The following is a 13,667-nucleotide window of genomic DNA, read 5'->3' as shown; positions in this document are numbered from 1 at the left end:
CACATTATGAGTACAATTCCTCAAGAATTTCAAATTACGTCCCCCTTAATCCAAGACACTTATTTAGTTAATGGTGAATTAAAGAAATGGACAGGAGCCACGTCTTCAGTTTATTCAACCATTTCGTCTACGCTAGATTATGCGCCTACTTTGTTAGGTACGATTCCGGCTATGGGAGAAAAAGAAGCTATGGAAGCGGTGGAATCAGCTGATTTAGCCTTCAACAACGGTCAAGGTTTGTGGCCTACTATGAAAGTAGGAGATCGTATTAAGTGCATGGAAGATTTTGTAACCAAAATGAAAGACACTCGTGCTGAAGTTGTAAAATTATTAATGTGGGAAATTGGAAAAACCCTAGGCGATTCTGAAAAAGAATTTGACAGAACGGTGGAGTACATTTATGACACGATTGATAGTTTGAAAGAATTGAATAGTCGAAGTGCTCATTTTAGTAAAGTGCAAGGCATTCACGCTATGGTTCGTAGAGGACCTTTAGGTGTTGTTTTGTGTCTTGGGCCTTACAACTATCCTTTGAACGAAACCTTCTCTTTGTTGATTCCTGCTTTAATTATGGGAAATCCTGTGGTTTTTAAACCAGCGAAACATGGAGTTCTATTATTAACTCCGCTATTGGAAGCGTTTAGAAGTAGTTTTCCAAAAGGCGCCATTAATATTTTATATGGTAGGGGTAGAGAAGTAGCTTCGCCAATAATGAAATCGGGTAAAGTTGGTGTTTTGGCTTTGATTGGAAACAGTACATCAGCGATTGCCTTGCAAGACCAACACCCTAACAAAAACAGATTGCGTTTGATTTTAGGATTGGAAGCCAAAAATCCAGCGATTATTTTACCAGATGCCGATTTGGATTTGGCTATTCAAGAATGTATTACAGGTTCGTTGTCCTTTAACGGTCAGCGTTGTACCGCTTTGAAAGTGTTGTATGTTCACGAATCGATAGCACAAGAATTTAATACACGTTTTGCTGCTAAAGTAAACGCATTGGCTTTTGGTAATCCATGGGAAAAAGGAGTGATGTTAACACCACTTCCTGAGAAAGAAAAACCGGCCTACATTCAAGAATTGATAGATGATGCCAAAGCAAATGGCGCTCAAATTTTGAATGCAAAAGGAGGGGAGCATAGTGCAAACTTCATCTTTCCAGCAGTTTTATATCCTGTTAACAAAAAAATGCGCGTGTATCACGAGGAGCAATTTGGTCCGGTAGTTCCTATCATTTCATTTAAAGACATTCAAGAACCTTTGAATGATATGGCCGAATCCAATTATGGACAACAAGTGAGTTTGTTTGGAAAAGATATTAAAACGATTGCACCGCTTATTGATACTTTAGTGAATCTAGTTTGTCGAGTTAACTTGAATAGTTCTTGTCAGCGGGGCCCAGATGTATTTCCATTTACTGGTCGTAAAGATTCTGCTGTAGGAACTTTGAGTATTCACGACGCCTTGCGTTCGTTTTCTATTCGAACTTTTGTCGCATCAAAAGACAACGATTACAACAATGCTATCTTACAAGAATTATTAAATAGCAAGGAGTCTAACTTCATTAATACCGATTATATTTTGTAGTCTATTTTTTATTAAATAAAAGCGCCTTATTGTTAAAATAAGGCGCTTTTTTTATTTGTAGTTATTAACAATAAAATGTTGAAAACTTTAATTTATGAGTATTATTTTTTTAATCAATCGTAAAAAATATGAATGTGCCATCGATAAGAAGTAATTTTGATTAATTATGGTAGTTGCTAATTCAATTTGATGTAAAAATCGTTTTTAAAATAATTATTCTCATTTTAATATTAGCTGTAAAGACTATATAAATTGAAGAAGAAAACAGGAATAATCTTTCTTCTTTTAAAATTAATTTATTGAAAAATAGTATGAAAAACACCCACTTATTTCAGTCTGTTCTAATTGTATTATTTCTATTAGCTAGTGTTTCTTCTTATTCTAAGAAATACCTTATAGAGTACAATATAAAATCAAATGATTTAATTCAAACTAGTTTGCCAGTTACTTCAGGGATTCAGTCTAGCTTGGTTGGACCAACTATAGGGACATCACCTGCAAATCAATCAGTTTGTGTGGGTAGTACAATTTCATTATCTGTTGTTGCAACAGGAAATGGTAATTTAAATTATGTTTGGAAAAAAGATGGAAATATTCTATTCGATAATACAGGATTTGTAGTTGGTAGTAGAACTGCTAATTTATCTGTTATTAATGCACAAAGTACTGACGCGGGAACTTATACTTGTGAAGTAACAGATTTAGACGGCACTACGGTGTCTTCCAATGCTGTAATTATAGTTAATTCTTTGCCGAATATTACAATTACTAATCCTACAGCAGTATGTGCTCCTGCTATTATCGATTTAAGTGCTTCTTCAGTTACATCAGGATCATCTTCTAATTTAACATATACTTATTGGACAAATTCTACGGCTACTAGTCCGTTATCTAATTTTAATGCGATTACTTCATCTGGAAGTTATTATATAAAAGGAACCAATTCGAATGGCTGTTATAAAATTGAGCCAGTAAGTGTCACTATAAATTCTTTGCCTAATGTTGTAGTTACCAATCCAGCGGCTGTTTGTTCACCTGCTACGGTGAGTATTACATCAATAGGAGTGACCACAGGTTCGGATGCTAATTTGGCTTATACTTATTTTACGAACTCAACAGCTACAACCGTATTGGCTAACCCAAGCGCTATAAATGCGTCAGGAACGTATTATATCAAAGGAACCAATACAACCACAGGATGTTCTGTTATTAAAGCTGTTGTGGTTACCATTAATGCATTACCTAGTGTTGTGATTTCTAATCCTGCAGCAGTATGTGCACCAGCTACAGTTGATTTAAGTGCGTCATCTGTGACGGTTAGTTCTTCATCGGGCTTGACCTATACATATTGGCGCGATGCTTCGGCAACAACTTCATTGTCAAATTTTACAGCTGTTAGTGCATCAGGTACGTATTATATCAAAGGTTCCAATGCTAACGGATGTTCATCCATTCAACCAGTTAGTGTTACAGTTAATTTAGAGCCAGTCTTGACTGTAGTTAATCCTTCTGCAGTTTGTGCTTCAAGTACAATAGATTTAACTGCACCAGCAGTTAGTTCGAATTCGACTTTTTCATTGAGTTATTTTCGAGATGCCTCGGCTAGTGTTCAATTAGTAAGTCCAGAAGCAGTTAGTGTATCGGGGACCTATTATATCAAAGCTACTAATGTAACTACAGGTTGTTTTACAATAAAGCCTGTTGTAGTTAGTTTTAATCCAGCTCCTAATGTTGTAGTTACCAATCCAGCGGCTGTTTGTTCACCTGCTACGGTGAGTATTACATCGATAGGAGTGACCACAGGTTCGGATGCTAATTTGGCTTATACTTATTTTACGAACTCAACAGCTACAACCGTATTGGCTAACCCAAGCGCTATAAATGCGTCAGGAACGTATTATATCAAAGGAACCAATACAACCACAGGATGTTCTGTTATTAAAGCTGTTGTGGTTACCATAAATGCATTACCTAATGTTGTGATTTCTAATCCTGCAGCAGTATGTGCACCAGCTACAGTTGATTTAAGCGCGTCATCTGTGACGGTTAGTTCTTCATCGGGCTTGACCTATACATATTGGCGCGATGCTTCGGCAACAACTTCATTGTCAAATTTTACAGCTGTTAGTGCATCAGGTACGTATTATATCAAAGGTTCCAATGCTAACGGATGTTCATCCATTCAACCAGTTAGTGTTACAGTTAATTTAGAGCCAGTCTTGACTGTAGTTAATCCTTCTGCAGTTTGTGCTTCAAGTACAATAGATTTAACTGCACCAGCAGTTAGTTCGAATTCGACTTTTTCATTGAGTTATTTTCGAGATGCCTCGGCTAGTGTTCAATTAGTAAGTCCAGAAGCAGTTAGTGTATCTGGGACCTATTATATCAAAGCTACTAATGTAACTACAGGTTGTTTTACAATAAAGCCTGTTGTGGTTAGTTTTAATCCAGCTCCTAATGTTGTAGTTACCAATCCAGCGGCTGTTTGTTCACCTGCTACGGTGAGTATTACATCAATAGGAGTGACCACAGGTTCGGATGCTAATTTGGCTTATACTTATTTTACGAACTCAACAGCTACAACCGTATTGGCTAACCCAAGCGCTATAAATGCGTCAGGAACGTATTATATCAAAGGAACCAATACAACCACAGGATGTTCTGTTATTAAAGCTGTTGTGGTTACCATAAATGCATTACCTAATGTTGTGATTTCTAATCCTGCAGCAGTATGTGCACCAGCTACAGTTGATTTAAGCGCGTCATCTGTGACGGTTAGTTCTTCATCGGGCTTGACCTATACATATTGGCGCGATGCTTCGGCAACAACTTCATTGTCAAATTTTACAGCTGTTAGTGCATCAGGTACGTATTATATCAAAGGTTCCAATGCTAACGGATGTTCATCCATTCAACCAGTTAGTGTTACAGTTAATTTAGAGCCAGTCTTGACTGTAGTTAATCCTTCTGCAGTTTGTGCTTCAAGTACAATAGATTTAACTGCACCAGCAGTTAGTTCGAATTCGACTTTTTCATTGAGTTATTTTCGAGATGCCTCGGCTAGTGTTCAATTAGTAAGTCCAGAAGCAGTTAGTGTATCTGGGACCTATTATATCAAAGCTACTAATGTAACTACAGGTTGTTTTACAATAAAGCCTGTTGTGGTTAGTTTTAATCCAGCTCCTAATGTTGTAGTTACCAATCCAGCGGCTGTTTGTTCACCTGCTACGGTGAGTATTACATCAATAGGAGTGACCACAGGTTCGGATGCTAATTTGGCTTATACTTATTTTACGAACTCAACAGCTACAACCGTATTGGCTAACCCAAGCGCTATAAATGCGTCAGGAACGTATTATATCAAAGGAACCAATACAACCACAGGATGTTCTGTTATTAAAGCTGTTGTGGTTACCATAAATGCATTACCTAATGTTGTGATTTCTAATCCTGCAGCAGTATGTGCACCAGCTACAGTTGATTTAAGCGCGTCATCTGTGACGGTTAGTTCTTCATCGGGCTTGACCTATACATATTGGCGCGATGCTTCGGCAACAACTTCATTGTCAAATTTTACAGCTGTTAGTGCATCAGGTACGTATTATATCAAAGGTTCCAATGCTAACGGATGTTCATCCATTCAACCAGTTAGTGTTACAGTTAATTTAGAGCCAGTCTTGACTGTAGTTAATCCTTCTGCAGTTTGTGCTTCAAGTACAATAGATTTAACTGCACCAGCAGTTAGTTCGAATTCGACTTTTTCATTGAGTTATTTTCGAGATGCCTCGGCTAGTGTTCAATTAGTAAGTCCAGAAGCAGTTAGTGTATCTGGGACCTATTATATCAAAGCTACTAATGTAACTACAGGTTGTTTTACAATAAAGCCTGTTGTGGTTAGTTTTAATCCAGCTCCTAATGTTGTAGTTACCAATCCAGCGGCTGTTTGTTCACCTGCTACGGTGAGTATTACATCAATAGGAGTGACCACAGGTTCGGATGCTAATTTGGCTTATACTTATTTTACGAACTCAACAGCTACAACCGTATTGGCTAACCCAAGCGCTATAAATGCGTCAGGAACGTATTATATCAAAGGAACCAATACAACCACAGGATGTTCTGTTATTAAAGCTGTTGTGGTTACCATTAATGCATTACCTAATGTTGTCACTATGGCGCCACTGGCAGTATGTGCACCAGCTACGGTTGATTTAACTCTTCCATCAGTTACAGCAAGTTCTACCTCTGGATTAACCTACACGTATTGGAGAGATTCATCTGCTTCTAATGCATTAACTAATCCATCTGCAGTAAGTGCATCAGGTACATATTTTATCAAGGGAACTAATGTTAATGGATGTTCATCTACAACATCGGTAAGTGTTACGGTCAGAACATTACCAGTACTTAACATATCCAATCCAGCAGGTGTATGTTCTCCTTCAACAATTGATTTAGGAGCTCCATCTGTTACTTCAGGTTCTACCTCAGGATTAACCTATACTTATTTTTCGGATGCAGCTGCTTCAAACGAATTGTCTAGTCCAATCGTTAATACAGCTGGGACTTATTATATAAAAGCAACAAATCCAAATCCCAACGGATGTTCAGTTATTAAACCTGTTCAAGCGAGAATTAATTTACCACCAATTATAGCTGTAAATTCTCCAATAAGAATATGTGCAAATACCACATCTTATACCTTGAATAGTAGTGATGTCAGAGTTGTGGATTATGACTCTCTTGCTTGGACTTATGATGGATTTGGACAACTAACAATTAGTGATCCCTTAAGGCCAACCTATACACCTAATGCTGCAGATATCAGTAGAGGTAAAGTGACGTTAACGTTGACAGCTACTTTTTGTAATTTAACAAGTACTCGATCAATAGATATTGAATTTATTGCGATGCCAACAGTGGATATAGGTCCAGATGTAACAATTTGTGAGAATTCTGTATCGTACGTTATTCCCGATACGGGAGGAACTACAGGGTATTCAACTTTAGCATGGACTTCTTCAGGAAGTGCAGGGACTTTGAATGATACTACTATACTAACGCCAACTTATACGCCATCACCATCAGATATATTAGATGAGGAAGTAGTTTTTACTTTGAGAGTCAATAGTGGGGTTCCTTGTAATACAATTTTAACTGATACGAAAAAAATTACAATTCAAAGGTTACCTGTTATAACAACAGTGTCAAGCGCAGAAATTTGTGAAACAGAAAATGTATATGATATAAGCGGAACTACAATTACTAATTCCTATGATGTTAATTCTGTTAATTGGACAAGTAGTGGTACTGGAAGATTTGTATCTTCTACTAGAGGTGTCAATAATCCGTCTTATATACCATCGACTTTGGATAAAGCTAATGGGTTTGTAAATTTAATTATATCAGTAACCCCTTTAGGTCAGTGTAGTGATATTGTAACTAAATCATTCAGACTTAATTTTATTAAGTCACCTGAAATAAGTGTAGGTCCAGATTTGACGAAGTGTGGTGAACGTTTTCAAATTTCTGGAGCTACGGCTGAGTCGGGAACATATAGTAACTTACTTTGGACTAGTTCTGGAACTGGTACATTTGAAGATAATACTGTACCAAATCCATTTTATATTCCAAGTGCTTTGGATATCCAAAATGGATTACCAATTACTTTAACATTAACTGCTACACCTATTTCACCTTGTGTTGCAACAACAGCTTCGGTTTCATCATTACGTTTGAATTTAGTAAAATCACCTGTGATTACAGTAGTTAACCAAGCTGATATTTGTGAATACAATACTAATGTTACTGTTTTAGGAACTATAATCGAAAATCAATCAAGTTTTGTTTGGTCATCCACTACAGGGACAATTATTTCAGATATACGTGCTAGACAACCTCGTGTTACACCAAGTTTAGTTGATATTAATCAAGGGTTTATGGATTTAACTATAACGGCACAAAATGATGTTTGTAGTTTGCCAGTTTCAAGAACTGTAAGAATTAATATAAATAGAAGACCAGTGTTAAGAGTTGGTACAACAATAACAGTTTGTATTCATGATGGTTCAATATCTCCAATTGTATCTACTTTTGATAGTACAGTTTTAGACGCTACTGTAACTGGGCTGCCTAATGGATTATCTGGTTTTTATAATGTAATAAATAAAACATTTACAATTTCTGGAATACCCACATCTTTAGGTTCTTATCCGTATACAATTTCCTCTTTGTCTGCTTGTGGAGAACTTGAATCTGGTATTATTACCGTTACCGATAAAACAATTTCTTATAAAACAATAAACTATGTACAGGCTACTTGTCAAAATTCGTCGATAGATCCAATTGTTTTTAATGTGTATAAAGGTATAACTGGTGTTACTATTTCGCCACCTTTACCATCAGGGATTGTGTATACATTGAATACTACAACTGGAATATTAACAATTTTTGGAACGCCCACAGTTGCTGTCCCTTCTTTACAAACATATACAATTACTCCTACAGGTACATTTTGTGGTTCAGTAGGCGATAATACGTTCAGGATTAGTGTTAGTCCAGAAGCTACAATTACCTTCTTGTCTAATTCAGGAGCTTTGAGTCAATCAGTATGCCAGAATGCTCCAATAGTACCAATTACTTTTAGAATAGGAGGAAGTGCTACAGGAGTGAATGCAAGTTTATTACCACCTGGAATTACATTGTCTTATGCAACTTCTACAGGTATTTACACAATTGAAGGGAATCCAACTTTAAGCGGTGTAATTACAATTCCTATTGCAACTACTGGTTGTATTAGAACAATTAACGCATCAATAACTAAGGTAGATACAGTTGTTTCAATAAATTTAATTTCAGGAGTAGGAACAGATAATCAATTAATTTGTCAAAATAATTTTAATTCTCCAATCCTACCTATTCAATATGTATTGACGGGAGCAACTGGAGCCACAGTTACTGGTCTACCAAATGGTGTTACAAGTACTTTTGATATAACAACAGGTATTGTATCTATTGTTGGTGCTCCCATAGTATCTGGTGTTTTTAATTATCGTATTGAAACTTCACCTTGCCCAATTATTAAAAATGGTGTATTAAAGGTAGCTACTCCAATTTCAATAACGAATGTAAGAGTAACTAATGTGAGTTGTAGCGATAGTAAAGATGGTAAAATAGAATTAACTATTGTAGGAGGAGATTCTAGCAATTACACTATTAATTGGACTGGTCCAAATGGGTTTAAACAAAATCAAGCTAGTATATTTGGTCTCTACTCTGGAGATTATACGATTTCAGGCACAGACGCAATTGGTTGTCCTATTCCATCAAACACTTACACAGTCTTGCCTGTTCCTCCTATAAAAATAGAATTGGAATCATCTACAAATGTTAATTGTAGTGGTACTTTAGGGTGTGCTAATTTTAATATCACTGGGGGTAGCGGTACATATAATTCATTTGTGTTACAATTTTTAGATCCAATTTCACAGACTTTACAAACAGTTATTCCTTTAAATAATAACTATTTTAATATTTGTAATTTACAAGCTGGATTATATTATTTGACAGTTAGAGATACAAATAATTGTTCTACAAGTCCTTATCCTTTTACAATTTATGATTTTGGAAACTTGAATATAGATGCAATTAATTTAGACACAAGTTTATGTTCGGGCATATCTGGAAAAGTTAGAGTTACAGTATCTACTTTAGATCCTAATTTAACATTCTATTACAATAATATAATTGTTCCTCATACCGTTGTTGCAGATAATGTTTATGAATTAGCAATTAGTAATCCAACTTCTCCAAACGGAATTATTAAAGTAATAAATCAACAGAATTGTTGGGATTCGGAGACAGTATCAACAACCCTACCTAGTCCAGATCAATTGAACTATTCATCTGTAAATCTTTCGACTTATGGCGTAATTTCTGTTAATGAGAGTGTTAAATTTACAAATGGATTAATACCATCAAATATTCCAGCAGAATATGATTATTTGGTTTGGGATTTTGGAGATAACAGTCCATATAATGTTTTTTATAATCCAAAAGATGTAAACCCAAATAATAATGGAGAGAGTTTGACGACTGTATTTCATTCATTTGCTAAAGATGGTCTTTATCCCGTAACAATGACAGTATTTAATCAATTTGGTTGTTCTAAATCAATAACTGAAATAATTACTGTGGGGCAAGGTGCTAGTATAATGGCTCCAACTGCCTTCTCACCAAACAATGATGGAATTAACGATTTGTTTAGACCTTCATTGTTAGGATTAAAAGAAGTGAATGTAAATATTTATGATCATTGGGGTAATCTAATTTATGAGATTACTTCCGATACCGCTTCACTTCCAACCGATTGGGGTTGGAATGGTCTCGAGAATGGCAAGTCGGAACCTGTTAATGGAACCTATCGTTATTACATCATGGCTAAAACTATCAATGATTTAATTATTGAAAAAGAGGGTCAGTTTATTTTAATTAAATAATAATAGATGAAAACTAAATTTATATATATCTGTTTTGTTTTAACTTGTTGTCAGTCGATTTATGCTCAAGACTTTTTGGTGAAAAACCAAAATAAAGTAATGGGTATGATTAATCCGAGTTTTTATGGTTTTGGAGAATCTTCAAAGGCAGGAGTTGTTTATGGAACCGAGGGTTATAATGATGGCAATAAAATTGAGTCTCGTTTTGGTTTTGCCAATCATTATTTTGATAGGAGTGATTTTTCTTTAGCCTTGGATGTACAATCTACAAAAATAACGCAGCTAGGTTTTTCAACAGCTCAAGCAAATTTGCACTATATTTATAAAACACAATTATCGTATGATTGGACATTTAATCCTTCTGTATCTGTGGGTTATGGTAATAGCAGATTGGATTTTTCTTCACTCGTGTTTGAAGATCAAATTAATGTATTGACTGGTTTCATTGCTGGGGTTTCTAGAGATCCGGTAACTATTGATAATAGAATCAATTATATGGATATTGGAGCAGGAGCTACCGTGCATAATAATCGTAACTTATTCTTTGGATTAAATCTGAAGCATATCAATAGACCTGAAACTTCATTTAATAGTGAATCCAGTAACAAGAGAGAATTATCTATGTCATTTCAATCAGGATTTGAAAAAGATATCAATCCATACGGGCAAAGTTTATTTTTACCTGAGAATTCCTATTTGTATTTGTTTAATTCGATTACAAAACAAGGGGATAGATTGCGAATGGATTTGTATCAAGAATTAATTTTAGGTAATATTTCGGTGGGAATAAATCAGCACTTGAATAAGTTCGAATCTTTTTCGATTGGACAATTAGGAACTTCTTTGAGTATCTTTATTGAAGAAATTGAGATTGGTGCTAATTACTCCTTTGATATTGGTACTAATAAAATAGGAGGGACTACCTATAATACTTTTGAATTGTATGTAACTTTTGATTTTAATCCATTTAAGAAAAATAGAAGAGGTAACAATAGCCGTTTCTACGATATGCAATAAATTTTTATTAAAGTTGATTGTATTAAAAAAGGCTACCAACAGGTAGCCTTTTTTAATTGTATTAATACAAATCTGGAAATTGATTTGGTTTAACTTCTCCCATCATAGCGTATACTTTTTCAAATATATCTTCAACTGAAGGCTTTGAGAAATAATCTCCATCGGTGCCATAAGCTGGACGATGAGCTTTAGAGGTTAAAGTTTGCGGTTTGCTGTCTAAATATTCATACGCATTTTGTTCTTCTAGTATTTGTTGTAATATATAAGCTGAAGCGCCGCCCGGAACATCTTCATCAATTACAAGTAAGCGATTTGTTTTTGCCAAACTTTTGACAATGTCTTTATTAATGTCAAAAGGAAGTAGCGATTGGATATCAATCACTTCACACTCAATTCCGAATTCACTCAACTCATTTGCAGCTTGTTCCACTAAACGTAAAGTAGAACCGTAAGAAACTAAAGTAATGTCTTTTCCTTCTCTTAGTGTTTCTACAATTCCAATTGGTGTTTTGAATTCTCCATAATTTAGAGGTGCTTTTTCTTTTAAACGGTACCCATTCAAACATTCGATAACTAAAGCTGGTTCATCTGCTTCAAATAAAGTATTGTAAAAACCAGCAGCTTGCGTCATATTTCTTGGAACCAAAACATGTATTCCTCTCAAAGCATTAATGATCATTCCCATTGGCGATCCAGAATGCCAAATTCCTTCTAAACGATGTCCTCGGGTACGAATAATTAATGGAGCTTTTTGTTTTCCACTAGTTCGGTATTGTAAAGTGGCCAAATCGTCACTTAAAATTTGCAAGCCATAAAGTAAATAATCTAAATATTGGATTTCAGCAATAGGACGAAGTCCTCTTAAAGCCAAACCAATACCTTGTCCAATAATAGTAGCCTCTCTAATTCCTGCATCCGATACTCGAAGCTCACCATATTTTTCTTGCATTCCTTCTAAACCTTGATTCACATCGCCAATATTTCCTGCATCTTCCCCAAAAACAAGTGCTTCAGGGTATTTGGTAAATAAGGCGTCGAAATTATCTCTTAAGATAACTCTGCCATCGGTATCTAATTCACTTTTTTCAGAATATCGAGGCGCACTACTTGATATGTTTAATACGTTAGAATTCGATTCAGAAAATAAATTACTGCTAAATTTCTTTTGAGTTTTGTTAAGGTAGTAGGTAATCCATTCTGAAATTTCTTGTTTGCCACTTTCATTAACAACTAAACGAAGAATTTTTCTAGCGGTACCTAAAATTTCTTTTTTTAATGGATCTTTAATTCCTCTAAGCGAATTTAAAAGTTGGTTGATTTTTACTTTATTGGAACTGTTAAAAGTAGCTTTTTCTACTAAATCTATAAATTCTTTTTGTTCATTAATAATTGGGCCAATAAAATTTTTCCAAGCCTCTTTTTTGCCATCTAAAACTTCTTTTTTAGCCTCTATTTCAATCACATCTAATTCTTCTGGTGAAGCAATATTAATAGCAATCATCCAAAGTCTCATTTGTCTAATGCAATCAAACTCTCTTTCCCAGGCTAATCTTTCAGTGCTTTTGTATCTTTCATGTGATCCTGAAGTAGAATGCCCTTGAGGCTGCGTCAACTGTGAAACATGAACTAAAACAGGTACATGTTCTTCACGGGCAATTTTTGCTGCTTTTTCATACGTAGTAATTAAATCAGCATAATCCCATCCTTTGACATTGAATATTTCGTACCCTTTATTCTCACTATCTCTCTGATATCCTTTCAAGATTTCAGAAATATTCTCTTTTGTAGTTTGGTATTTAGCATGTACAGAAATTCCATACTCATCATCCCAAACACTCATAATCATAGGGACTTGTAATACTCCTGCAGCATTAATTGTTTCAAAGAAAATACCTTCTGAAGTGCTTGCGTTTCCTATAGTACCCCAAGCAACTTCGTTACCTTCATTAGAAAAATTAGAGGCAATTTTAATTCCTGGGACTTGTTTGTAAATTTTTGACGCATAAGCCAATCCAAGTAGTCTTGGCATTTGAGCAGCAGTCGGAGAAATATCTGAACTTGAATTTTTTTGTTTTGTTAGGTCTTTCCATGAACCATCAGGATTCAAACTATGGGTCATAAAATGTCCTCCCATTTGTCTTCCTGCTGACATTGGATCAGAATCAATATCCGTATGTCCGTATAGGCCAGCAAAAAACTCTTGAATGGTTAATTTACCAATAGCCATCATGAAAGTTTGATCTCGATAATAACCGGATCTAAAATCCCCATCTTTGAAAAATTTAGCCATAGCAAGCTGAGGCACTTCTTTTCCATCTCCGAAAATACCAAACTTAGCTTTACCGGTTAGCACTTCTTTACGTCCTAAAAGGCTGCATTCTCTACTAACGACTGCTAATTTGTAATCACTTAAAACCTCAGTTTTAAAGTCTTCAAAGGTTAACGTGGTTTTTGTTTCTTCTTTTACCATGATTTAATGAGCTAACATATTCTACAAATTTAAGTAAAAACTAACTATTTTCAACACAGCAATAGGATTAAAATTTTATTTTCAATAATTTTTAG

4 protein-coding genes are annotated in these 13,667 nt (G+C 35.2%); 3 read left to right on the top strand and 1 reads right to left on the bottom strand.

Going from position 1 to position 13,667, the window contains the following annotated elements; translation table 11 throughout:
- Positions 1 to 6 precede the first annotated feature (6 nt).
- From LPC23_RS09040 to LPC23_RS09030, 3 genes are all read left to right on the top strand, one after another.
- Positions 7 to 1,587, top strand: a complete 1,581-nt coding sequence (locus LPC23_RS09040) for an NADP-dependent glyceraldehyde-3-phosphate dehydrogenase (protein ID WP_229329693.1) — start codon at positions 7 to 9, stop codon at positions 1,585 to 1,587.
- Positions 1,588 to 1,898: 311 nt separating this feature from the next.
- The gene (locus LPC23_RS09035) at positions 1,899 to 10,085 is read left to right on the top strand and encodes a T9SS type B sorting domain-containing protein (RefSeq protein ID WP_229329691.1); all 8,187 of its coding nucleotides are present in this window, start codon (positions 1,899 to 1,901) and stop codon (positions 10,083 to 10,085) included.
- 6 nt (positions 10,086 to 10,091) lie between these two features.
- Positions 10,092 to 11,102, top strand: a complete 1,011-nt coding sequence (locus tag LPC23_RS09030) for a type IX secretion system membrane protein PorP/SprF (protein WP_229329689.1) — start codon at positions 10,092 to 10,094, stop codon at positions 11,100 to 11,102.
- Positions 11,103 to 11,163: 61 nt separating this feature from the next.
- Here LPC23_RS09030 and LPC23_RS09025 read toward each other — a convergent pair whose 3' ends face one another.
- Complete coding sequence (locus tag LPC23_RS09025; RefSeq protein ID WP_229329687.1) at positions 11,164 to 13,572, bottom strand: alpha-ketoacid dehydrogenase subunit alpha/beta; 2,409 nt, start codon at positions 13,570 to 13,572, stop codon at positions 11,164 to 11,166.
- Between the last annotated feature and the right edge of the window lie 95 nt (positions 13,573 to 13,667).

The sequence above is a fragment of the Flavobacterium ammonificans genome (assembly GCF_020885975.1).
GTDB lineage: Bacteria > Bacteroidota > Bacteroidia > Flavobacteriales > Flavobacteriaceae > Flavobacterium > Flavobacterium ammonificans.
This window is presented reverse-complemented; position numbering and strand designations above follow the sequence as displayed.